We start from the raw sequence: 23450 nt of genomic DNA, 5'->3' as shown, positions 1-23450 counted from the left end.
GATTTGGATTGCCCCTCACTGCCGTTAGGCTAGATGGGCGGTTCTGCGCCTCGTGCCAGTACCGTCACTCACCTTGGGAGGACCAAAATGACCAATATCATCCGCGCCATCTGTCTGATGCTCGCCACCAGCTTTGCCTTCGCGCTCCACGCCGAAGAGACCGAGCGTTACGGCAAGCAGAAAGTCGTCTACCACATCAACTATAACGGCGGCGAAGGCTCCAAGGCGCATCTGGGGGCCATGCGCAACATCCAGAACCACATCAACGCCGTCGGGGCCGAGAATATCGACGTGAAGGTCGTGCTGCATGGCAATGGGCTGAGCCTCTTGGCCGATGCCAAGGGCAACGACAAGATGCAGACAACCGTATCTTCGCTCAAAGGGCAGAACGTCAGCTTTCATGTCTGCAACAACACGCTGCGCGGCCGCGAGATCAGCTATGAGAACGATCTCTATGACGTGTGGGAGGAAGACATCGTGCCCTCCGGCGTGGCGGAACTCTCGCGCCTGCAACAGATGGGCTACACCTACATCAAACCTTAAACCGTACCGCCCGGGGGGAGAATACCCCCCCCGGGCGTTCGTTGTGTTACTCTCCCGCCGCGCGGGTCTCATACATCAGCCCCTTGGCGCTGCCTTCGGCGAAACCCTTCCAATAGCTGTGGTCGTCCTTTTCGGTTCCGTCGTCTTCGACAGACCAGACGCCAGCGTTGGAATCCTCTACCAGATCAAGGTAGCCCCCCTTCTCGGCCTCATCCTTCAGATGGCTATCCAGCCATGCGGTCACGAAATGCTGGGCGATGTTGTTCATCCGCACCGTATCCCAAACCGCATCGGTGTAATGTTCGGAAATGTTGAACCCTTTGTCTTCGCTGAAGTAATAGGACTCTTCAGGCGCGGGCATCGGCGCGCCGGCGTTATGGCCTGCGTTCATATAGGTCAGCAGCGCACGGTCGACGTTTGAGGTGTTTTGCCAAATCGCGCGAATGCCGTCTTCGTAAAGCGATGTGTCATCCTGCGATCCGGCGATAAAGAGCATCGAAATCTGCACACCCGCCAGACCTTCGGCATCCCAAAAGCCACGGTTCATGCCCCAAGGGCCAAAGGCCACGGCCGTCTTGATGCGCGGATCGGGTAGCGCGTTGTGGGAGTCGGACCCGGCCTGATGAATGCCCAATGTGCCATGCGGCCCACCCCATGTGTAGCCTACAGAAGCCTCTGTCACGCCACCGCCTGCGGTGATGATCGCGCCGTAGCCGCCCATGGAGTAGCCGATCAGCCCGGTGTTCTCGGCGTCATAAAGCCCGGCAAAATCGCCACCCTCTGCGGCTTTTTGCGCCATCTGCTCCAGCACAAAGAGTTGGTCCAGCGAGCGGTTCACCAGCGTCGAGCCAAAGGCCGCCTGCGTGCGGTAGGTGCTGTCGGTGTGGTCAATGGAGGCCACGACATAGCCCTTGGAGGCGAGGTTCTCGGCCAGATGCGACAGCAAATAGCGGTTGCCCGGATAGCCGTGGCTGATCAGGACCAGCGGAAAGGTCTCGCCCGAGGCCGGATCGACATCGCGCATCGCCTGCCCCTGCAACGTGACCTCGGTGGTGCCGTCGCGCAGATAGGCTTTGAAGGCGGTTTCACCCTGCGCGCCCTCGGCGGCAGGATAATACATCTCAACGGTCAAAGGCCGGTCATAGCGCGGCATCTCATCGGGCTTATCGGCGGCCGGGTCGATGGCGAGTATGTCGATCTGATCGGGGTTGACCATCTCAAGCGTGCGCACGCCCACCGCGTGGTCGCCGTAGGCAGCGAGTTCGGGCGCGTTCGGCAACTGTCGGTCGATCCGATTTTCCGCCTGCGCCGCCCCTGCGGTAAGGCTGGCGGCAAGCAGAGCCGTGGTGGTCATATGTCGGTGCATGGTTCGTCCTCCCTTGGATGGGCCCGAGCCTACCTGCGTCGCGGCGGCAAGCAAGCGCCCTGCCCGTGACGTTACGGAAATTTCACACTCACCCCCGCGCGGCGCGGGCCACTTCGGCCTCAGAGAGCCCATACCTCCCGGCGAATTTGGCGCGGGCGGCCAACAGCCTTGGGTCATCGGGTTTCATGCCCAAGGAGCGAATAAAGGCGATGCGCTGCTGCTGTTTCAAGGCTTCGGTGTCGATATCCGTGCCCATGGCGCGGTCGATAATCTTTCCGCCGGGGCTGACGTGGAACCATTTGTTGAAGTCGCGGAAATGATGCTGGTTGTGCAGCCGCGTGACATGTCGCTCGACCGCCGTTTTGGGGACCGTCAGATGCGCCGTCATGTGGAACCACTCATAGCCCAAAAAGGTCAGCACCCCGCCCGAAGGCACGATTGCCGTGGCAATCCAAAGACTTGCGTCAAACCCCAGCAGCGCCGCAATACCCCAAACCAAAAGGAAATTACCCACAAGCATCGGCAAAGCGACCCAGAGCGGCACAAAGAACAGCCCGTGATTGGCGGGAAAATCATGATGCCCGTAATGCGCGCGGTAGAGCAGATCAAAGGCCCATTGCCGTTTCGGCGGATCAAGGTGAAAGACATACCGGTGCAGGTTGTATTCATTGAGCATCTGCGCCGCGATCCCCAGCGGCACCAGCGCCCAGCACCACAGCGGCGCCCCCCAGAGCATCGCGCCAAAGGCAACCACACAGGCCAGCGCCATGAGCGATACCCCCGCGTGGCCAAACATGATCCTGATCCGTGACATCCGCCTGACCTCCCCATCCTGCGCATCCGGTAGGCAAAAGTGTAACAAATCCCCCTCGCCCCTGTCGCGCATGACGTTAGGTGCCCTTGGTCGCTTGACCTCCCCCCGCATTCTGGCCCACATCCGCCCATGAGCAAAGCGACCCTGACCATCGACCTGCAAGCCATCGCCGACAACTGGCGCGCCCTTGACCGTATGACGGGGGCCGAGACTGGCGCGGTCGTCAAAGCCGACAGCTACGGCCTTGGTTCGGCCCGTGTGGCGACAGCCTTGGCCGAGGCTGGCGCGCGGCAGTTCTTTGTGGCCTTGGCCGAAGAAGGCGTAGCACTGCGGCAGGCTTTGGGCGAGGGCCCGGTGATCAACGTCTTTTCCGGTCATATGGCAGGCGACGCCGAGGCGATTGCCGGTGCCGCCCTGACGCCGATGGTCAACTCGACCGAGCAGCTTTTGCGACAGCTTGAGACCCTGCCTGGCCTTGGCTTTGGCATCCAACTCGACAGCGGCATGAACCGGCTGGGGATGGAGCCTGCGGAATGGGCGGCCCTGCGCGACATCGCACTCAGCCAGAACCCCTCGCTGATCATGTCGCATCTGGCCTGCTCCGACGAACCGGGGCACGAGATGAACGACGCGCAGCTGCGCAGTTTTCACGAGATGACCCAAGGGATCGACGTGCCGCGCTCGCTCTCTGCCACGGGGGGCATCCTGCTGGGCTCTGATTATCACTTCGATGTCACGCGGCCCGGGATTGGCCTTTATGGCGGGCGGCCCTTCACCGATGCGCGGCCTGTGGTCACCCTCGATGTGCCGGTGATCCAAACCCGCAACGTCACCCCGGGAGAGACCGTAGGATATGGCAACACATGGACGGCAGAGAGCACGGTGAAGCTCGCCACTGTCGCTGCGGGCTACGCCGACGGGCTCCAGCGCGCCATGGGCAATGCAGTCGGCGCGGCCTCTTTCCAACATAACGGCATTTCGCTGCCAATTGTCGGGCGCGTGTCGATGGACCTGATCACGGTGGATGTCTCTGCGTTGGATGAAGTGCCAACGACTTTGCAATTGCTGGGGCCAAAGCAGGGTGTCGATGATCTGGCGGATTGGGCCGGGACGATCGGCTATGAAATGCTCACCTCGCTCGGGGCGAGATACGCGCGGACCTACGCCGAATAGATCGGCGATTTCCCCCCGTTTCGTGATTTCCCCCCGTTTCTTATTGAGTGGACTGCAGATCAGCGGCGCTTTAGCGTGGCTATTTTCCCACAGGCCTGCCCCGCCCGTCTTCGGCAGTCGACAGGTAAATCACCCCAATCACGCCAAAAAATTTACGAAAAACCTGAGGTTGTGCCATAATGTCGGCAAAACTGCGTTAAATCCTCAGCATATTTCCGCACTGAATGGGAACAAAGAAGGATAAAGAGGCGTTGGTCGGCAGAAACTTGCTTAGTAGCTCTTCCAGGGGGGAGAAAGTATGTCCCAGCTTCGTTCATTCGCCTACCTCATCCAATTCGCCTTTCAACGGCTAGCGGTTGTTGTCTTTACCCTTGCGGCCCTTGCCCTCACCGTGGCCAGCATCATGGCCGGGCTTGGTATTTGGGATTGGATCAGCCTTGACCTTCAATATGGCGGTGAGCCTGTTGAAAACGCTGGGATGTACGCCCAGCTGAGCTTGACCGCTCTTGCCGTGGGTCTGTGTTTCTTCCTGCCCACCAACCGCCGCGTCATGCAGCTTGAAACCTCGCACCGCCAGTTCAATGTTGGCATGCAGGACGTGGCCCGCGCCTATGGTGCCGTGCACGCCGCCGATCGTGCGGAAACCTTTCAGATGAGTTCGGAATTTGATTCGGTGCGCGAACGTCTGGCCTATCTGCGCGATCACCCCGACCTCAGCACGCTGGAGCCCGCCGTTTTGGAAATGGCCGCACAGATGAGCCACGTGGCCCGCGATCTGGCCGAAGTTTACTCGGATGAAAAGCTCGCCCGTGCACGCAGCTTCTTGAAACAGCGCCAAGAAGAGGTCGAGTTGTTCAACAGCCGTCTGGATCAGGCCAAAGCCATCTCGACAGAGATGAAACATTGGCTGCATGAGGTCGAACTCGAAGAAAGCGTCGCGGTAGCCCAGCTTGAGCGCCTGCGTGACGAGATGCGTGAGATCATGCCGGAGCTTGGCCTCGAGCGTGTGGTGCAAACCGAAGCCCCCGAGCGCCAGCCGGAGCCGACATCGCTCGACAATATCGTGATCGATCTGCCTCCCAAAGCTGCCGAGTAACACCGGCGGCAGCATCCGGCCCATTGGGTTCCCCCCCGGGATCATCACCCAAAGGCCGGATGCTTTTCCTTTGACGCCATCCGGCACCTGCGCGAAAAGGGCCCATGGCCAAATCCTCCTCCAGTTTTTCCTGCGCCGAATGCGGTGCGAAACATTCCAAATGGTCCGGGCGCTGTGACGCCTGTGGCGCTTGGAATTCGATCGTCGAAGATAAGGGCATCTCCTCAGGCCCGCCCAGCAAATCCTTGGGCGCACGGCGCGGCTCTGCCATTGAACTCACCGATCTTGCCACCCAAGAAACCCCGCCACCGCGCGCCCAGTCCGGCATTGCCGAGTTGGACCGCGTTCTGGGCGGCGGCTTGGTGCCCGCCTCGGCGATCCTTGTGGGCGGCGATCCGGGCATCGGCAAATCCACCCTTCTGCTTCAAGCTGCCGCGCATTTTGCGAATTCGGGTCTAAAAACGATTTACGTCAGCGGAGAGGAAGCCAGTGCGCAGGTCCGCATGCGCGCTCAGCGACTAGGCCTTTCCGAAGCGCCGGTGAAACTGGCGGCGGAAACCAATCTGCGCGACATCCTCACCACGTTGGAAACCGAACGGCCGCAGCTTGCCATCATCGATTCCATTCAAACCATGTGGGCCGACAATGTCGAAAGTGCGCCGGGCTCGGTCAGTCAGGTGCGCGCCGCGGCACATGAGTTGACCAGTTTCGCCAAACGGCGCGGGGTTGCCGTGATCCTCGTTGGCCACGTCACCAAAGAAGGCCAGATCGCAGGCCCGCGGGTGGTGGAACATATGGTCGACACCGTGCTTTATTTCGAAGGCGAACGGGGCCACCAATTCCGCATCCTGCGCGCGGTCAAAAACCGTTTTGGCCCGGCGGATGAGATCGGCGTGTTCGAGATGACGGGCGGCGGTCTGTCTGAGGTCCTCAACCCCTCGGCCTTGTTCTTGTCGGAACGCGGCCAACCCTCCCCCGGGTCGGTGGTCTTTGCGGGCATTGAAGGCACGCGCCCCGTCTTGGTCGAGCTTCAGGCGCTCGTTGCCCCCTCGCCCCATTCCCAAGCGCGCCGCACCGTGGTGGGGTGGGATTCGGGCCGCTTGGCGATGATCCTCGCCGTGTTGGAGGCGCGCTGCGGGATTCCTTTTGCGGGATTGGATGTCTACCTCAATGTGGCCGGCGGCATGAAAATCTCGGAGCCCGCTGCTGATCTGGCCGTGGCTGCCGCGATCCTTTCGGCCCGAGAAGACGCGGCCCTGCCCGCCGAAACCGTTGTTTTCGGGGAAATCAGCCTGTCCGGTGCGCTGCGCCCCGCCAGCCAGACGGAAAACAGGTTGAAAGAGGCGCAAAAACTTGGTTTTACGAGCGCTATTGCACCGCGCGGCGGGAAAGCCGTGGGTGCGACCGGAATTGCGCTGAATACGATGAGCGATCTGACCGGATTTGTTGGCGAAATTTTCGGGGCGGGCTGATCCCCCCTTAGACGAGGGCGAGAACGCGCATGGACGGTTTTACCATAATTGACGGGGTGGTCGCGGTGGTCATCGTGCTATCGGCACTGCTGGCCTATGGCCGCGGGCTGGTGCGCGAGCTGATGGCGATTGTCGGCTGGATTGCCGCGGCAGTGCTGGCCTTTCTCTTTGCGCCGCAGGTTGAGCCGCTGGTGCGTGAGCTGCCCTATGTTGGCGAATTCCTTGCTGACAGTTGCGAATTGTCGGTGATCGGTGCCTTCGCGCTGGTCTTTGCCGCCGCGTTGATCGTGGTTTCACTTTTCACCCCGCTGTTCTCTTCGTTGGTGCATCGTTCGATGCTGGGCGGCCTCGATCAAGGGCTTGGCTTTATCTTCGGCGTCGTCCGCGGCGTGCTTTTGGTGGCGATTGCTTTCTTCGTTTACGACACGGTCATCACGGGTGAGCGCACGACAATGGTCGAAAACAGCCGCTCCGCTGCTGTGTTCTCGCGCTTTACCGGCCAGATCGAAGAAAAAGACCCGCAAGAGGCGCTTGGTTGGATCACCAACCGTTATGAGGCGCTCGTCGGGAAATGTAGCGCCTAAAGCCTTCACAAACTCTTAACACTATCGTTTTAGACAGGCGGCCAGAACAACGGGCCGCCTGTTTTGCGTTTGGGGCATATCCGGAACTGGGCAGCGGTGCACCCGCTGCCCAGTTCTCGCCTCGTCGGCACGCTTTATCGCGCATGTCGCGCTTTGCGGGCGACATGCGGGGTGACAGTCGGGTGCGAAGCCCCTACATAGGCACCGACCCCACCCGGATTCGGAGTTGCCCCGTTGTCCAAGCTCATGCCACCCGCCCATCCCTTTGACACATCCTACCTGCGCGACAGCGGAGATGAGGATAAACTGAAGGAGGAATGCGGCGTTTTCGGCGTGGTTGGCGTTGCTGATGCCGCCACTTTCGTGGCCCTTGGCCTCCACGCCCTCCAGCACCGCGGACAAGAGGCAGGCGGCATCGTCAGCTATGATCCCGAAGCTGGTTTCCAATCGGCCCGCCGCTTTGGCTATGTCCGCGATAACTTTACCTCGCAGGATATCATGCAGACCCTGCCCGGCGAATTGTCCATCGGCCATGTGCGCTATTCCACGTCCGGCAATAAAGGCCCCACCGCGATCCGCGATGTGCAGCCCTTCTTTGGCGAGTTTGCCATGGGCGGTGCCGCGATTGCGCATAACGGCAACATCACCAATGCCAACGCGCTGCGCCGCGAGCTGATCGAACGCGGTTCAATCTTTCAGTCTTCCTCGGACAGTGAGTGCATCATTCACCTGATGGCGCGGTCGCTGCAACGCAACATTCCCGAACGGATGGAAGACGCGCTGCGCCGGGTCGAAGGGGCGTTTTCTGTCGTGGCAATGACCCGCACCAAGTTGATTGGCGTGCGCGATCCGCTGGGGGTTCGTCCGCTGGTGCTGGGCCGTGTCGGCGATGGCTGGGCGCTAAGCTCTGAAACCTGCGCGCTTGACATCATCGGGGCCGAATTCGTGCGCGAGATCGAGCCGGGCGAGATGGTGGTAATCACTGAGAAAGGCGTCGAAAGCCACTTCCCCTTCCGGCGCGTCGCCTCGCGTTTCTGCATTTTTGAGCATGTGTATTTCAGCCGTCCCGACAGCATCCTCGGCGGTCGCTCGGTCTATGAAACGCGCGAGAATATTGGCCGCGAATTGGCTAAGGAAAGCCCCGTCGACGCCGATCTCGTCTGCCCCGTGCCCGACAGTGGCACCCCGGCAGCGATTGGTTTCAGCCTTGAATCCGGCATCCCCTACGCGATGGGCATCATCCGCAACCAATATATGGGCCGGACCTTCATCGAGCCGACAGAGCAGATCCGCAACATGGGTGTGCGTCTCAAGCTCAACGTCAACCGCGCGCTTATCAAGGGCAAGCGGGTGATCTTGGTCGACGACTCGGTTGTGCGCGGCACGACCTCGCGCAAGATCAAAGAGATGATCCTCGACGCTGGCGCCGCCGAGGTTCACTTCCGCATCGCCTCCCCGCCCACGGCTTGGCCTTGTTTCTACGGCGTCGACACCCCGCAGCGCGAAAAGCTGCTGGCGGCGACCATGTCCGAAGACGAGATGCGCGATCACCTACAGGTCGACAGCCTCAAGTTCATCTCGCTCGACGGTCTGTACCGCGCGGTGGGCGAAGCCGAAGGCCGCAAGGCCGAGTGCCCGCAGTATTGCGACGCCTGCTTCTCGGGCGATTACCCGGTCACCCCTGCCGATCAGGTCAAGGAAGGGTTCCAGATGAAGCCCGCCGCCGAATAACCTGCGAGACGGAATGTACCAAAGCAAAGGCCGCGCCCGGAACCCCGGACGCGGCCTTGTTTTTTACCACCCTCGCGGGGTCGCTTGCTTAGTTTTGCGCCGCAGGCTCGGCCGCATCATTGGCGCTGTCCGTCGCATTATCCACGGCGTCGCTGATCGCCTCTCCGGCGGCGTCGACCGTGTCGGTGATCGCCTCTGTCGCGTCTTCGGCGGCATTGGTCACATCCTCGGCCACCTCTGGGGCATTGATCGCCTCAGAGGCTTTGATGGCCACTTCCTGCGGCCCTTTGCCGGTGAAAAGCATATAGCCCGCCAGCGCAATCAACGCCGCCACGACCAACCAGACCAGATTCTTCATTCCATTCCCCTTAATCTACGCCCCGCGACGTTAGAGATTACCCCCGGGGCCGCATAGCCGTCAATTGCGCCACATTCGCCCCAGATCAAGGGTAAATCGCCGCAAAGCCCACGCATAGCGCGATTTTGCGGCTTGAAGATGCCCCCCTGCGGGTTTACCTTGCATTCTCGAATTAGGTAACAATCAAAGGACCATCACCATCGCTCGCAGACCTCATAACGCGCCGCCCCAACGTGACACCGGCCCGCGCGTCAACGACAAGATCCGCTCCACTGAAATCCGCCTGATCGGTGCGGACGGCGAAAACGTCGGCGTTGTGACGCCTCAGCGTGCCATGGAAATGGCCGATGAAGCTGGGCTCGACCTTGTCGAGATTTCGCCCAATGCCAAGCCGCCCGTGTGTAAGATCATGGATTTCGGCAAGTTCAAATATGAACAGCAAAAGCGCGAGAGCGAAGCCCGCAAGAAACAGAAGATCATCGAGATCAAAGAGGTCAAGTTCCGTCCCAATACGGATACGAACGACTACGATGTGAAGATGCGCAATGTCTTCAAGTTTCTCGAAGGTGGCGACAAGGTGAAGGTCACTCTGCGGTTCCGTGGCCGTGAGATGGCGCACCAGAACCTGGGTCGTGAGCTTTTGGAGCGCGTTGCTGCGGATACCAAAGACATCGGCCGGGTTGAGAACTTCCCCAAGATGGAAGGCCGCCAGATGGTCATGGTGATCGGGCCCCTGCCCAACAAGTGATCCGCTCTATGTCGGGTCCGCACGGCGGGCCCGATTGATCATCTTACAGCCCATAACGCAAAACGCCCCCGGATCGCTCCGGGGGCGTTTTCATTTTAGAGGTAGGTCTGCTTAACGCAGCAGACCGGTAATGTTCCGCACGACCGCACGGCGGTTCGCAGGTTCCGCTGATGTCGTCGGCACGCGCAGCTGGCTTTCACCGTAGCCCTGCGTGATCAGGTTGGCAGGCGGTACATCGAAGTACTCCGTCAGTGCCAGTGCAACGGTCTCTGCACGGCGGTCCGACAGGGCGAGGTTGTAGCTCGCATCGCCAACCGCATCCGTATGCCCTTCGACAAGGATCACGGTGCGCGGATCCTTCTGAATCAGGTCGCGCAGTGTGGTGCCGATATTGGCAAGCGAACGGGCCTGCTCAGGCTGGATTGCAGCAGAGCCGGTGGGGAAGCGCACGGCGTCCAGTTCCAACTGCGGCGCGAGAGAGCGCACCTCACGGATTTCGCGCACCTGACGCAGGGAGAATGTCCGCCCCTGATCGTTGCGCAATTCCGTCTGCAGTGCCTGACGCAGTGCCGCTTCGTCTTGTGTGCTGGCGCGCTGAGCCTGCTGGGTTTCCTGAACCTGCGGCAGGTCGTTCACCACAACTTCACGCTCTTCGACAAGGTCATCCACAAGCACGTACTCGCGGCCCTGTGCGTCAAAGTTGGTGCGGCGCAACACGGTACCATCGCGCGAACGAATGGTCTCGACTCGGCTGCCATCGCTCTTGGTCACGATGGTACGGGTGGAGCCGTCGTCGAAGGTCTGAGTCTGCACTTCATCGCCGGGGCGACGCAGCAGCGCGTTGTCGTCCTTCAGAACACGCAGCTCACCAGTATCGTCCTGAACGACCACACGGTCACCGGAACGGCTGACGATCTTTTCACCGTTGTTCAGCACCGACCCCACGGCCACGGCGCCAAGGCCAAGCAGCAAGGCTTTCTCGAAGTCCGACAGCCCGCTGTCATCATCGTTTGAGGCCGCTGCTTCGGCTTCACCGGCGGCGGTCACTTTGGTGTCGAAATCTTCGTCCGAGGTGCGCACGTCCTCCTCGGTGACTTCTTCGGTCACTACTTCTGCTTCCGCATCGTTTTCGGCAGCAGCGGCAGCCGCAGCAGCGGCGGCCTCACGCTCGGCACGGCGTTCCTCACGACGCTCTTCGCGGCGCTCGGCACGGCGGGCTTCGCGGCGCTCTTCACGGGCTTGGATTTGCTCTTCGGTCAGACCAGCGTTGTCTTCTTCGCCCACCGCTTCGCCGCTCATTTCGGCGTCGGATTCGGCATCCTGAGCGGTTGTGGCAGCAGCTTCGTCATTCTGGACCGCTTCAGCTTCGGTCGCAGTTTCGGTCTCCAGCTCGCTTTCGACAGGCTCGGTGGTTTCTACGGGCTCGGTGGTCTCGACGGCTGTATCAGCAGTTGCATCTGTATCAGCAGTTGCATCCGCTTCTGCAGTAGTTTCGGCCTCGGCCTCAACTTCCGCGTCCTGCATGGTCTCGGCTTCGACTTCAGCCTCTTGCTCGACGACGGGTTCGGCTTCGACCTCTTGCTCAACCTCTGCTTCTGCTTCCGCTTCGGCCTCTACCTCTTCGTCAACTTCGGCCTCAGCTGTCGCCTCGGCTTCAGCTTCCGACGCAGCTTCGGCGGCAGCTTCAGCTTGCGCCTCTGCGGCATCAGCAGCTTCGTCGGCCTGTTCAGCCGCGTTGTCTACAGCGGCAGCGGCAGCATCGCCAGTGGACTCGACCGCATCGGCAGCTTGATCCAAGACGGAACCGGTTTCCGCTTCGGCCTCGGTTTCAACTTCAGCTTCGGCTTCCACTTCCGCCGAAGCTTCCGCATCAGCGCTCAGCCCGGCGATAACGCGCAACTCTTCGGCGTTCTCTACCGTTTGATCGTCAAATGCGCAGGGAAACTCTGTCGCTTCGCCCACGGGGCCGCATTCGGCCAGATTTTGCTCCTGAGCGAAAGCGCCATGCGGGAAGGCCAATGCAAGGCTCAGACCCAGCGAAGTCGTAGATCTCAGTAGGTTTTTCATGTTCACGTCCTCATTATTACGGGAACGCCGTTCGGGCAGCGCTTGTCACCCAACGCATAATGGGGGCGCTGGTTCCGCTATCCAATATCAATACCTTATCCCATGAAAAAACCGCGCCCCCATTCGGGGACGCGGCAAAGGTTTACAAAGTGTTATCGACTATCAGGCGATGGCTGCGACAGCGCGGCGGGTCATCACGCCGCAAAGATGCGCGCGGTAGGCGCCGCTGCCGTGCAGATCGCTGATCATATCATCCGAACTAAGGGTCAGCCCCTCCAAGGCACCAGCCTCAAACCGGCCAGACAAAGCGGCTTCGGCCTTCGTCCAGCGGAAGACACCATCGTTCGACGCGCCGGTGATCGCCACGCGCACCCCATCACTGAACCGGGCGACATAGGCCGCGACCAGCGGAAAGCGTGAGGCGGGCTGGATGAACTTCTCGTAATGTGCGGCCTGCGGAATGGGAAAGCGCATGCCGGTCACGATCTCCCCTTCTTCCAAGGCGGTGGTGAACATGCCCTGAAAATAGTCATCCGCCGCAATCTCGCGCCGGTCGGTTTCAATCGTCGCCCCGCTGGCCAAGGCCCCGGCGGGATAGCAGGCAGAGGGGTCGTTATTGGCAAGCGATCCGCCGATCGTGCCGCGGTTGCGCACCGCCGGGTCACCGATCCGCGCGGCGAGGCCGGCCAAGGCGGGATAGCTCTCCCCGGCCTCGCGCATGACGGTTGCGTGGGTCGTGCCGCCGCCAATCCAAAGCGCGCCATCGCGCATTTCCACGCCTTTCAACGCATCAATCCCCGCCAGCGACACCAGAACCGAGGGCATCGCCAGCCGCGCCTTCAGCGTGGGGATCAGCGTCTGCCCCCCGCTCAGCGGTTGCGCGTCTTCCTGCCCCAAGGCTTTGACCGCGTCCGCCACGCTGCTGGGGCGCTCTACTTCGAAATCATACATCTTTCATCCTTCCCAGAGGCCGCAAAGCGTCGCCTCTTTGTCCAATACACTTTTCAGTAGGCCAAGGCGCTCAGCCATTCATCGCCTCCCAAACCCGCGCGGGGCTGACCGGCATGTCGATATGGCCGATGTCCTTGCCGCCCGAGCGCATGGCGTCGAGGACCGCGTTTACCACGGCAGGTGGCGAGCCAATCGCCCCCGCCTCCCCACAGCCTTTGACGCCCAAGGGGTTGTGGGTGCAGGGCGTTTGGCAGGAATGATCCACGTCATAAAACGGCAGATCGCTGGCGCGGGGCATGGCGTAGTCCATATAAGACGCGCTGAGCAATTGGCCGTCCTCATCATAGGCGCAGTTCTCCAACAAAGCCTGACCAATCCCTTGGGCCAAGCCGCCGTGCACTTGGCCGGTCACGATCATCGGGTTCACCACATTGCCAAAGTCATCGGCAGCCGTGAACCGCTCGACGGTGACATGGCCGGTGTCGGGGTCAAGCTCGACTTCGCAGGCATAGGCACCCGCCGGATAGGTAAAGTTCGACGGGTCATAGAAGGCGGTTTCTTCCAAGCCCGGTTCGATCTCCTCTAGCGGATAGTTATGCGGCACGTAAGCCGCGAGCGTCACATCGCCCCAAGCCACGGATTTGTCGGTGCCGGCCACGCTGAAGGCCCCATCCTTCAACTCGATATCCCCTTCCGAGGCTTCGAGCAGGTGGCTGGCGATCTTTTTGGCCTTGGCGATGATCTTTTCCGTCGCCCGAACCATGGCGCTGCCGCCCACGGCCAGCGAGCGTGAGCCATAGGTGCCCATGCCCATCGGTGTGCGCGCCGTGTCGCCATGGACGATCTCGACCATATTCTCATCAATGCCGATCATATCGGCGACCACTTGGGCAAAGGATGTCTCATGCCCCTGCCCGTGGCTGTGGCTGCCTGTCATTACAACTAAGCCGCCGGTGGCGTTGACCCGCACGGTCGCGCTTTCATACAGGCCCGCGCGTGCTCCCAGTTGGCCGACAAGGTTCGACGGCGCGATGCCGCAAGCCTCGATATAGCAGTTCACGCCGAAACCGCGCAGCTTGCCTTTGGCTTCGCTTTCCTTGCGACGGGCTTCGAAACCGGCGTGGTCGGCAATCTCCTCTAACTTGTCCATCGTGGCGTTGTAGTCGCCGGTGTCATATTCCACTGCCACCGGCGTGGCATAGGGAAACTCCGTCACGAAGTTCTGGCGGCGCAGTTTGATCGGGTCGACCTTCAGCTCATGCGCGGCCTTGTCGATCAGACGCTCCAATTGATAGGTCGCCTCGGGCCGTCCGGCCCCGCGATAGGCATCTACTGGCACGGTATTGGTAAAGACCGCCTTAACGTTCACGTAAATCAGCGGCGTTTTGTAGTTCCCCGCCATCAGCGTGCCATGCAGCCACGTCGGCACCGAGGGCGCGAAGGTCGACAGATAGGCCCCCATATTGGCGTAGGTATCGGTGCGCAGCGCGGTGAAGTTGTTGTCGGCATCCAGCGCCAGTTCGATCTTGGTCACATGGTCGCGGCCATGGGCATCCGACATGAAAGCCTCTGACCGGCTGGAGGTCCATTTCACCGGACGCCCCACCGCCTTCGCTGCGAAGGTGCAAAAGGCTTCTTCTTGGTAGTGGAAAATCTTTGTCCCAAAGCCACCGCCCACATCCGGGGCCACAACGCGCAGCTTATGCTCGGGGATGCCCAGCACAAAGGCGCCCATCAGCAGGCGGATCACATGCGGGTTCTGGCTGGTGGTATAGAGCGTATGGTCCCCCGCCGAACGGTCGTAATCGCCGATGGCCACGCGCGGCTCCATCGGGTTGGCGACAAGACGGTTGTTGATCAGTTCCAGCGTGGTGACATGGGCGGCGTCTTCGAAGGCCTTGTTCACCGCGTCTTTGTTTTCTTCAACGAAACCCCAGTCGTAGCAGAGGTTGCTGGTCAGATCGTCATGCACCTTGGGCGCATCGTCTTTGACCGCCTCCTTCATGTTGACCACGGCGGGCAGCTCGTCGATGTCGACCACAATCGCCTCGGCGGCGTCACGCGCCTGCGCCAGCGTCTCGGCAACCACGGCGGCGATGGGCTCGCCGACATGGCGGACCTTTTCATGGGCGAGAACCGGGTGTTTCGGCTCTTGCATCGGTTGTCCATGTTTGTCGGTGATCTGCCAGCCACAGGGCATCCCGCCCACTTCGGCGAAATCCGCGCCGGTGAAAATCTTTAGCACGCCGGGCATGCCTTCGGCGGCAGAGGTATCGACCCCGGTCAGCCGCCCATGCGCCACATCCGAGCGCAGGAAAAACACATGGGTCTGGCGGCGCAGGTTGATGTCATCGGTATAGCGCCCCGACCCGGTGAGAAAGCGAATGTCCTCCCGCCGCTTGCTGCTGGCCCCAATTCCGCTGCTCGGTTCAAAATCCTTTGGCATAATGTCCTCCCGTTTGGTGGCGGTGCGGATGCACCTGATCTGTCATGCGGCGCCCGGCTCTGGCGGTCCTCCCTCCGCCATCACCGGTCTGCTCAGCGCGACACTGTTCTTGGATTTACTCTGCCGCCAGCGCGCTGACGTCCTGACCACTGGCGGCCATGATCGCTTTGACGATGTTATGATACCCGGTGCAGCGGCAGATGTTGCCGTCAAGGTAATGCCGCACCTCGGCCTCGCTCGGCTTGGGGTTGTCCTTGAGCAGGGCCGCTGCCGACATGACCATGCCCGGCGTGCAATATCCGCACTGCAGCCCGTGGTGATCCTGAAACGCCTGCTGGATGGTGTTGAGCGTGCCATCTGGGGCCGCCTGCCCTTCGATGGTGTCGACCTCGGCGCCGTCAGCCTCAATCGCGAACATGGTGCAGGCTTTGACCGCATTGCCATTCACATGAACCACACAGGCCCCGCATTGGCTGGTGTCGCAGCCCACATGGGTGCCAGTGAGTTCCAGATCATCGCGTAGGAAATGCACCAGCAGTGTGCGGCCTTCGACCTCCCCTGACGCGGGTTTGCCGTTCACGGTCATCTTGACCTGTGTCATGTTCTTCCTCCCAGTCTGACGCTTGTTGAGGTCAGTTAAGCACGACAAGCTCTAGTTGAGAACACATATTTTCTGAGGGCTTTTTCTCAGCCGCCGCCTGCGCTTTTGCCGGGGTTTCGGGGCTGCGGACGGGTTGGGATTTCCTTGAGCAGTCCGCCCACTCCCATGCCCGCAATATCCGCGCTGGTGACCGGAATGCCGCAAACCAGCCGCGACAGTACCCAATCCGCACCATTAAGCGCAGGTGAGCGGGCGCAGCCCGGCAGGCCGATGACGGCACGGGCACCTAGACGGCCGAGAAAGAGCAGGTTGCCAGGGTCCACCGGCATGCCAAAACGTGTCACCTCGCCGCCCGCTTGGCGCAAGGCCGACGGAGCGATGTCATTAATGTCAGACGTGGCCGAGGCAGTGAGGATGAGGATCAGGTCGGTCTGGGCTGCGGCAATCGCCTCGGCGAGTGGTGCGGTGCGATGGGGGACCATCATGACGTTTTTCAATGCCACGTTCAGCGCCTTTAACCGCCCCTCCACCGCCGCGCGGCCCTTCTCTCCGGCGCCTCCGGGGACATCTGTAATGATGAGCGTTGCATCGCGCAGGACGGGTGCCGCAAGGCGCAGCGCGCCCTCTCCTGCCGCTGCACAGGCGGTCTCCACCGCCTCGGCGGGCACGGCGTAGGAGATGATCTTGATCGTTGCCACCATCCCGTTCTCGCCCATCTGTTGATAGGGCGGTACCGTCGCCAGCGTGATCATCGGATGCACCGCGTTCACCGCTTCAAGGGCGGCGTGGTCCATCACCACCACGCCCGGCCCATCGGCCAGCAGGTTCACGCGCCCGGTAAAGGGTTGCGACATCCGAAGACCCGAACCACAGAGCATTTGGGCCAATCTGTCAGCCCCCGCGTTTTCGTCGATATCGCCGGAGTCGAGCCGGGCGACGATCACCTCTTTGATGCCCGCCTTCGAAAGTGCGTCGATATCCTGCGGTTCTAGCACCCTGCCCTTGCGAAGCCGCCCGGCTGGGACCGCCACGGAATGGGCCAGCGTCGCACCGAGGGCATCGCTCAAGGGGACTGGGCCAAACCTCATGGGCGGCGCAGGCTTTGGATCATCTGGGCGAGAATCGACACGGCGATTTCGGCGGGGCTTGCCGCCCCAATATCAAGCCCGACCGGTCCGTTGATCCGCGCCGCTTGCGACGCCGCCACGCCCGCCTCCTCCAACCGCGCCAGACGGCTGGCTTGCGTTCGGGTCGAGCCGAGCGCGCCGATATAAAACGCATCCGACCCAAGCGCCACATGCAACGCCGGATCGTCGAGTTTGGGGTCATGGGTCAGCAAAACAACGGCAGAGCGAGCATCGAGGCCAATCTCGCGCAGCGCGGCATCGGGCCAGTCATTCACAAGCCGACAGTCAGGGAAGCGCGCAGGCGAGCCGAAGGCGTCTCGCGGGTCGACGACGATGGGGTCAAACCCAGCTTCCCCCGCCATGCGCACCAGATGCTGCGCGATATGCACCGCGCCGACGATCACAAGGCGCAGCGGCGGGTTGTGGATGGCAATGAAACGCCTGCTGTCTTCCTCCACCCCTGAACGGTCTCGGCGGAAGCGGTCTTGGTGGCCGTCGTGGGTCAGGTGCCGGGTGCTGCCGTCAAGCGCAACCTCATAGGCCACCGCTTTCCGGCTTGCGCGTTTCGCAACCAATTCGCGCAACATCTCAAGGGGCAACGCCTCAGGTCCGACCGGCTCCACCAGCACTTTGATCGTGCCCCCGCAGGCCAAGCCCACGGCAAAGGCGTCGCCGTCGCTGACGCCGTATTCCAGCAGCCGCGTGCGCCCGTCTTCGATCGCCTCCAACGCCTCAACCACCACCGCCCCTTCGACACAGCCGCCTGAGACTGAGCCCATCATCGTCCCGTCGCCCGCCACCACCAATTGCGCCCCTGCGCGGCGCGGGGCAGAGCCCCATGTCTCCACCACCGTGGCCAGCGCAACGGGCTGCCCAGCCTCGGCCCAGTCGAGCGCTTGTTCGGGGATCCGGTCCATCTGGTTTCCTTTCCTATCGGGGGCAGAGTGTGTTGCTTAGCGGCCAAAGGTCAATGCGAGAACGGCACAAGCCTTCGCCTTGCACGCAGCGCAGTGCGGCACTACATCTAGGCCAAGATATCACAACACCCGGAGCCACCCCATGCCCATGCAAGCCAGCGAAATTGAAGACCTGATCCGCGCTTCCTTTCCGGACGCCAAGATCACCGTCGAAGGCAATGATGGTGTGCATATGGCGGCGATGGTCGTCGACGAAAGCTTTCGCGGTATGAACCGGGTCCAGCAACAGCGCGCCGTCTATGCGGCCCTCAAAGGCAAGATGGATGGATCGAACGGTGATCTGCACGCGCTGGCGTTGACCACGCGGACGCCGGATTAAACGATGTGGGGCTGGGCCGCAGCGGTTGTTCTGGGCGGGATCGCCGTCACCGCCTATGCCCAGCACCGGACGCGGCGCGGGCGGCATGTGCCGCTCTCGCAACGCCAGCCTCCGCGCCCTGAGACCGGCAAAGTGCCGCTGGGGATGGAGGCACTGGATTTGGATGCCGTGGCCAGCACCGCGCGGCGCAATGAGAGCCTTGAGCGCGGGCAGACGAATTGGACGAAGAAACGGGGCGGTTTCTTTCTCGGCGGGGCCGAGTTGGATGTGAAGCCCTGGGCCGACGATGAAACCTATGCGCGGCGCTATCACGCTGCGTTCAAGAAATTAGATGTGAAGGACAAATGACATGAGCGATGCCGCCAACCAGATCAAAGAACAAATCACTAAAAATGACGTGGTTCTGTTTATGAAAGGCACCAAGGAAATGCCGCAGTGCGGTTTCTCCAGCCGCGTGGCCGGGGTGCTGAACTACATGGGCGTGAACTATAGCGATGTGAACGTGCTGGCCGACGAAGGCCTGCGTCAGGAGATCAAGGATTTCTCTGACTGGCCGACCATCCCGCAGCTTTACGTCAAAGGCGAGTTTGTCGGTGGCTGTGACATCATCACCGAGATGACACTCTCGGGCGAGTTGGACACGCTCTTTGCCGAGAATGGCGTGACCTTTGATAAGGACGCTGCGGATAAGATCCGCGAAGCCAACGGTTAAAGCGACCACAGGTTAGACGAAAACACCCCGGAGCGGCTTGGCCCTCCGGGGTGTTTTTTTGTGCGGCTTCTGCAGGCGCCCCGCGCAGCACCACCAGCGATAGCGCCCTGCAAAATCGGTGTCGAAAACCGCCCCGAACGCACCCCAAACGGGCGCGCCCCGGCAGCACCTTAACCTCAGTCTTCAATCGCCGTGATCATATCGACGCGGCGGCCATGACGCCCGCCTTCAAACTCGGTATCGAGGAAGGCATCCACGATCTCAAGCGCAAGCCCGGCCCCAATCACCCGCGCGCCCATCGACAGCATATTCGCGTCGTTATGTGCCCGGATCATCTTGGCCGAAAAGGTATCGGCACAGACGCCGCAGCGAATGCCCTTGACCTTATTGGCCGCCATCATGATGCCCTGCCCCGTGCCGCAGATCAGAATGCCAAGGTCGAACTCCCCCGCTGCGATGCGTCGTGCGGCGGCTTCGCCGTGTTTGGGGTAATCCGTGCGCTCTGCCGTGGCCGGGCCGATGTCTTCGACCTCAAAACCGCGCTCGGCCACATGGCGCGCGATGTCTTGGCGCAGGGCGATGTCGGCATGGTCGCTTGAGATGATGATGCGGGGTTTCACGGTCATGGGAGGGTGTCCTGATTGTTACGTCGCAAAAGCCAGCGCCCAAGGGGCACTTTTCGCGCCCCCCAGAGCATATTGCCGCCCGCGCCGCAATCCCGCAGGGGGTCAATCTTGCGGCACACAGTCCGTATAGATCGGCGTCACCGCGTCACTGGCCCCCTCGTGCCAGCCAAGGCGCGCACGGCCCTGATGTTCCCACCATTCATAGGACGACCCATCCGACGGCCAGCCGTATCGTGCGCCAGAGCCGGATGGCATGGTCTGCAAATGGATGAGCCGTCCTTCGATATAAAGCACCGCAACAGCGGGATCGGCATCGGGGACATAGACCACCGGCACCGATACCCCACGGTCACAGAGATAGGTCATGGCGGTGGTCTCGGCCCCCGCGGGCGCGGCCCAGAGCAGCACGCAGAGGGCCGCCCTGATGCCAGTGCTCATTTGCCAGATTTCTCTTCGATCTCGGCGGCCAGCGCTTCGGCCCGTGCGGCGATCTCGGCCAGCGTGTCTTTAACACCCTGCGGCACGACGGGCACTTCGATACGCTCCGGCTCGATCTTGGTGTTGCGCAGGCTGGTCAACTCGGCCTCACGCTCGGCCAATTCGGCGCGCACTTCGGCAATGCGGTCTTCGACGCTGGCGGTTTTGTCGGCCAAAAGCAGACCGGCCATCAGCAACATCCGCGCCTCGGGCATGCGGCCCACTTGATCGCTCAGCACGCGGGCTTCATCGTCCAGCATCTTGGCGGCGGCGTGCAGATAGCTCTCTTCACCTTCCTGACAGGCGACCTCGAACTGGCGGCCGCCAATAGTGATCCGTATTTCGGGCATCAGTCGGCCCCTCCTGACTTGGGTTCTTCTTCGGCGCGGTCATCCTCGGCGGGTGCTGCGGGTTCGGGCTCGCCGTCTTCGACCAGAGGTGCCAGTGCGGTCAACACGGCGTCAATCTCGGCCATCTCAATGGCGCGGGTGGCGCGCAGGCTTTCCAGCTCGGCAATAACGGCGGTGTCGATCAATTTGGGGTCGGCCAGCCCTTCGGCATTGGCCAAGCGCAGCTGTTCACAGGCCGCCGACAGCTGCTCATTCGCCTGACGCAGACGCTGCACGTCCATATCAAGCTGGGTCACCCGGTCATTGTTGAATTCCATCTGATCGCGCAGGGCGGTCAATTCGTCCTGATGGCTTTCCTTCAGGGTTTTGACCCGGTCGGTCAGTTGAGCGTTGGCTTGCCGCTCGTCTTCCAGCGCCTGCACGATATCCTCATCCGGCTCGGCCGGGGCGGCGTTGAGCTGATCCAGCCCCTTCGCCATCCGGTCCATCGCGGCCGTGATGCGGCGTTGATATTCTTCAAGTTCACTCATCCGCATGAAGTCTCCTCGTTCGTCCTGCTCTATCGGCGGCGTTTTCGCCTGCCGTGCCCCGTGGCGGCGGCCCGTGATGGCTGCCATATTCGGCAGATAGCGCGCAGCCCACGCAATGTCACGCGCGCGAATCGCCCGGATCAGCCAGTTTCCGCGATCCTAGCCAAAGCGCAGGCAAATTGCGCCCCCCCTTTCGTTTCAGCGACTTGAGGCGCAGAGTTCACCTCTGCCCGTGCCGCGCACCTTTGCTGGCGCCCGGTTGTGCTTGAACTTTGCCCGATCGCTGGTATGCACAGGCCCAATCTGCCACAGCCGCAAAGGAACGCCCCGTGGATCTGACAGCCCTCGCACGCGCAAACCCCGATCACTGGTCCAAGGCCACCGCCATTCGCGCGCTGACCCTCGATGCCGTCGCCGCCGCCAATTCGGGCCACTCCGGCATGCCGATGGGCATGGCCGATGTGGCAACCGTGCTTTTTGAAAAGCACCTCAAGTTTGACGCGGCGAACCCGCTTTGGCCTGATCGTGACCGGTTTATCCTGTCTGCGGGCCACGGCTCCATGCTGATTTATTCGCTGCTGCACCTGACGGGCTATGAGCAGTTCCCCATCGAAGAGCTGAAGAATTTCCGCCAGATGGGCGCGCGCACAGCCGGGCACCCGGAGAACTTCCTCGCCGACGCGATTGAGACCACCACCGGCCCGCTCGGCCAAGGGATTGCCAATTCGGTCGGTTTCGCCATGGCCGAAGAGATGCTGCGCGCGCAGTACGGGGCAAAGGTCGTGGATCACCACACCTATGTCATCGCGGGCGACGGCTGCTTGATGGAAGGCGTGAGCCAAGAGGCGATCACCCTCGCCGGCCGCCACAAACTGAGCAAGCTCATCGTGATGTGGGACAACAACAACATCACCATCGACGGCCCGGTGACCCTGTCGGACAACACCGATCAGGTCGCACGTTTCAAAGCCGCGCAGTGGCATGTGATCGAAATCGACGGCCACAACCCCGATGAGATCGACGCGGCCCTGACCGAGGCGAAAGCCACTGACCTGCCGACGATGATCGCCTGCAAGACCCATATCGCCCTGGGCCACGCGGCGCAGGACACCTCAAAAGGCCACGGCGCTTTGACAGACGCCGACCAGATGGCCGAGGCCAAAAAGGCCTACGGTTGGACAACCGGCCCCTTCGAAGTGCCCGCAGACGTAAAGTCCGCTTGGGAAGAGATCGGTAAACGCGGGGCCGACGCGCGCCGCGACTGGGAAGAGCGTTTCGACAAGATGCCGCGCGCCAAGCGCGAGACGTTTAACCGCGCCTTGGCTTTGGAAGCGCCCAAAAAGATGAGCGCGACCGTCAAAGCCTTCAAAAAGCAGATCACCGAGAGCGCGCCCAAGATGGCGACCCGCGCGGCGAGCGAAAAAGCCCTTGAAGTGCTGAACCCGATCCTGCCCGAAACGGTTGGCGGCTCGGCTGACCTGACGGGCTCCAACAACACCAAGACCTCTGATCTGGGCGTCTTTGATGTGGACAACCGCAGCGGGCGCTATGTCTACTGGGGCATCCGCGAGCACGGCATGGCGGCGGCGATGAACGGCATGGCGCTGCACGGCGGCATCCGTCCCTATGGCGGCACTTTCATGTGTTTCACCGACTACGCGCGTCCGTCGATGCGTCTGGCGGCGCTGATGCAAATCCCCACGGCCTTTGTCATGACCCATGACAGCATCGGCCTTGGCGAAGATGGCCCGACCCACCAGCCGGTAGAGCATCTGGCGATCAGCCGTGCGACACCCAACACCTATGTTTTCCGCCCCGCCGACGCCGTCGAAACGGCAGAAGCTTGGGAAATCGCCTTCACCTCCAAAACCACGCCGTCGGTTCTGTCGCTGACCCGTCAGGGCCTGCCGACCGTGCGTCTTGAGCACAAGAACAACAACCTCACCGAAAAAGGCGCCTATGTCTTGGCCGATGCCGAGGGCAAGCGTCAGGTGATCCTGATCGCCACCGGTTCGGAAGTGCATGTGGCACTGGCTGCGCGTGATCTGCTGCAGGCCGAAGGCATCGGCACCCGCGTCGTCTCCATGCCCTGTATGGAGCTTTTCGCCGCGCAAGATGAAGCCTACCGCAAGCGCGTACTGCCCGGTGGTGCCGTGCGTGTTGGTGTTGAAGCAGGCATGCGTCAGGGCTGGGACCAGTGGCTCTTTGGCGAGCGCGGCAAATACGGCAAGGCCGATTTCGTCGGCATGGACCGTTTCGGTGCCTCTGCCCCAGCCGAAGAATTGTTCGAACGGTTCGGCTTTACTGCTGAGAATGTCGCTCAGAAAGCCAAAGCACTGCTCTGATCCACGGATCACACGGCACAGCAAAAAGGGGCGACGG

Annotated in this window: 24 protein-coding genes; 11 read left to right on the top strand and 13 right to left on the bottom strand. The window is 61.6% G+C overall.

Annotation, left to right across the window (positions count from 1 at the left end; all coding sequences use genetic code 11):
• Positions 1-87: 87 nt before the first annotated feature.
• Positions 88-543 (top strand): DsrE family protein, encoded by a 456-nt coding sequence (locus K3758_RS08495; RefSeq protein ID WP_259943898.1) that lies wholly within the window; start codon positions 88-90, stop codon positions 541-543.
• A 46-nt stretch (positions 544-589) separates the two neighbouring features.
• On the opposite strand, the gene K3758_RS08490 is transcribed toward K3758_RS08495, so the two are convergent.
• Together K3758_RS08490 and K3758_RS08485 are read right to left on the bottom strand one after the other, a co-directional pair.
• On the bottom strand, positions 590-1897 hold the full coding sequence (locus K3758_RS08490) for a dienelactone hydrolase (RefSeq protein ID WP_259950040.1): 1308 nt from the start codon (positions 1895-1897) through the stop codon (positions 590-592).
• A 100-nt stretch (positions 1898-1997) separates the two neighbouring features.
• Complete coding sequence (locus K3758_RS08485) at positions 1998-2723, bottom strand: sterol desaturase family protein (RefSeq protein WP_259943897.1); 726 nt, start codon at positions 2721-2723, stop codon at positions 1998-2000.
• A gap of 129 nt (positions 2724-2852) precedes the next feature.
• Here K3758_RS08485 and alr point away from each other — a divergent pair, with 129 nt between their 5' ends.
• The 5 genes from alr to purF all read left to right on the top strand — a co-directional run bounded on the left by alr (position 2853) and on the right by purF (position 8779).
• Positions 2853-3896 (top strand): alanine racemase, encoded by a 1044-nt coding sequence (gene alr / locus K3758_RS08480; RefSeq protein WP_259943895.1) that lies wholly within the window; start codon positions 2853-2855, stop codon positions 3894-3896.
• A gap of 298 nt (positions 3897-4194) precedes the next feature.
• A complete protein-coding gene (locus tag K3758_RS08475) occupies positions 4195-4992 on the top strand; it encodes a DNA repair protein (RefSeq protein ID WP_259943892.1) in 798 nt (265 codons plus the stop codon).
• Positions 4993-5096: 104 nt separating this feature from the next.
• A complete protein-coding gene (gene radA / locus K3758_RS08470) occupies positions 5097-6464 on the top strand; it encodes a DNA repair protein RadA (RefSeq protein WP_259943890.1) in 1368 nt (455 codons plus the stop codon).
• Between the two features lie 29 nt (positions 6465-6493).
• A complete protein-coding gene (locus K3758_RS08465) occupies positions 6494-7048 on the top strand; it encodes a CvpA family protein (protein WP_067629130.1) in 555 nt (184 codons plus the stop codon).
• A 246-nt stretch (positions 7049-7294) separates the two neighbouring features.
• Entirely contained in the window at positions 7295-8779 is a 1485-nt protein-coding gene (gene purF / locus K3758_RS08460; protein ID WP_067629132.1) for an amidophosphoribosyltransferase, read from the top strand.
• An 88-nt stretch (positions 8780-8867) separates the two neighbouring features.
• On the opposite strand, the gene K3758_RS08455 is transcribed toward purF, so the two are convergent.
• Positions 8868-9137: a hypothetical protein gene (locus K3758_RS08455; protein WP_259943889.1), complete on the bottom strand. Its 270-nt coding sequence runs from the start codon at positions 9135-9137 to the stop codon at positions 8868-8870.
• Between the two features lie 199 nt (positions 9138-9336).
• Here K3758_RS08455 and infC point away from each other — a divergent pair, with 199 nt between their 5' ends.
• Positions 9337-9885, top strand: coding sequence for a translation initiation factor IF-3 (infC, locus tag K3758_RS08450; RefSeq protein WP_348155125.1), 549 nt, complete (start codon positions 9337-9339; stop codon positions 9883-9885).
• 111 nt (positions 9886-9996) lie between these two features.
• Here the strand turns inward: infC and K3758_RS08445 are convergent, their stop codons facing one another.
• The 6 genes from K3758_RS08445 to K3758_RS08420 all read right to left on the bottom strand — a co-directional run bounded on the left by K3758_RS08445 (position 9997) and on the right by K3758_RS08420 (position 17994).
• Positions 9997-11952: an OmpA family protein gene (locus K3758_RS08445; RefSeq protein WP_259943888.1), complete on the bottom strand. Its 1956-nt coding sequence runs from the start codon at positions 11950-11952 to the stop codon at positions 9997-9999.
• Between the two features lie 162 nt (positions 11953-12114).
• Positions 12115-12903: a xanthine dehydrogenase family protein subunit M gene (locus K3758_RS08440; protein WP_259943887.1), complete on the bottom strand. Its 789-nt coding sequence runs from the start codon at positions 12901-12903 to the stop codon at positions 12115-12117.
• A 70-nt stretch (positions 12904-12973) separates the two neighbouring features.
• Positions 12974-15349: a xanthine dehydrogenase family protein molybdopterin-binding subunit gene (locus K3758_RS08435; RefSeq protein ID WP_259943886.1), complete on the bottom strand. Its 2376-nt coding sequence runs from the start codon at positions 15347-15349 to the stop codon at positions 12974-12976.
• Positions 15350-15464: 115 nt separating this feature from the next.
• Positions 15465-15950, bottom strand: a complete 486-nt coding sequence (locus tag K3758_RS08430; protein ID WP_259943885.1) for a (2Fe-2S)-binding protein — start codon at positions 15948-15950, stop codon at positions 15465-15467.
• Positions 15951-16036: 86 nt separating this feature from the next.
• Positions 16037-17038, bottom strand: a complete 1002-nt coding sequence (locus K3758_RS08425) for a molybdopterin-binding protein (RefSeq protein ID WP_259943884.1) — start codon at positions 17036-17038, stop codon at positions 16037-16039.
• Complete coding sequence (locus tag K3758_RS08420) at positions 17035-17994, bottom strand: XdhC family protein (RefSeq protein ID WP_259943883.1); 960 nt, start codon at positions 17992-17994, stop codon at positions 17035-17037. The genes K3758_RS08425 and K3758_RS08420 overlap by 4 nt, the downstream gene beginning before the upstream one ends.
• Positions 17995-18136: 142 nt before the next feature.
• On the opposite strand from K3758_RS08420, the gene K3758_RS08415 reads away from it, so the two are divergent.
• Genes K3758_RS08415 through grxD form a run of 3 tightly spaced genes read left to right on the top strand, consistent with a single transcriptional unit; the run spans position 18137 to position 19085 of the window.
• Positions 18137-18373 carry a BolA family protein gene (locus tag K3758_RS08415; protein ID WP_067629149.1) on the top strand — a complete coding sequence of 79 codons (237 nt, stop codon included), beginning with the start codon at positions 18137-18139 and terminating at the stop codon, positions 18371-18373.
• A gap of 3 nt (positions 18374-18376) precedes the next feature.
• Positions 18377-18721, top strand: a complete 345-nt coding sequence (locus tag K3758_RS08410) for a hypothetical protein (RefSeq protein ID WP_259943878.1) — start codon at positions 18377-18379, stop codon at positions 18719-18721.
• A 1-nt stretch (position 18722) separates the two neighbouring features.
• On the top strand, positions 18723-19085 hold the full coding sequence (gene grxD, locus K3758_RS08405) for a Grx4 family monothiol glutaredoxin (protein WP_259943877.1): 363 nt from the start codon (positions 18723-18725) through the stop codon (positions 19083-19085).
• Positions 19086-19261: 176 nt separating this feature from the next.
• On the opposite strand, the gene rpiB is transcribed toward grxD, so the two are convergent.
• The 4 genes from rpiB to K3758_RS08385 form a co-directional block, all read right to left on the bottom strand.
• Positions 19262-19711 carry a ribose 5-phosphate isomerase B gene (gene rpiB / locus K3758_RS08400; protein ID WP_259943875.1) on the bottom strand — a complete coding sequence of 150 codons (450 nt, stop codon included), beginning with the start codon at positions 19709-19711 and terminating at the stop codon, positions 19262-19264.
• A 102-nt stretch (positions 19712-19813) separates the two neighbouring features.
• On the bottom strand, positions 19814-20149 hold the full coding sequence (locus K3758_RS08395) for an MliC family protein (RefSeq protein WP_259943873.1): 336 nt from the start codon (positions 20147-20149) through the stop codon (positions 19814-19816).
• Complete coding sequence (locus tag K3758_RS08390) at positions 20146-20538, bottom strand: cell division protein ZapA (RefSeq protein WP_067629152.1); 393 nt, start codon at positions 20536-20538, stop codon at positions 20146-20148. The genes K3758_RS08395 and K3758_RS08390 overlap by 4 nt, the downstream gene beginning before the upstream one ends.
• Complete coding sequence (locus K3758_RS08385; protein WP_259943871.1) at positions 20538-21068, bottom strand: hypothetical protein; 531 nt, start codon at positions 21066-21068, stop codon at positions 20538-20540. Before K3758_RS08385 ends, K3758_RS08390 begins: the two co-directional genes overlap by 1 nt.
• A 329-nt stretch (positions 21069-21397) precedes the next feature.
• Between K3758_RS08385 and tkt the strand changes: the two genes are divergently transcribed.
• Complete coding sequence (tkt, locus tag K3758_RS08380; protein WP_259943870.1) at positions 21398-23413, top strand: transketolase; 2016 nt, start codon at positions 21398-21400, stop codon at positions 23411-23413.
• Positions 23414-23450: the final 37 nt, after the last annotated feature.

This window comes from Sulfitobacter sp. W002 (assembly GCF_025142135.1).
Classification (GTDB): domain Bacteria; phylum Pseudomonadota; class Alphaproteobacteria; order Rhodobacterales; family Rhodobacteraceae; genus Sulfitobacter; species Sulfitobacter profundi.
Note: the sequence above shows the minus strand (reverse complement) of the source record. Positions and strands in the feature narration are given on the sequence as shown.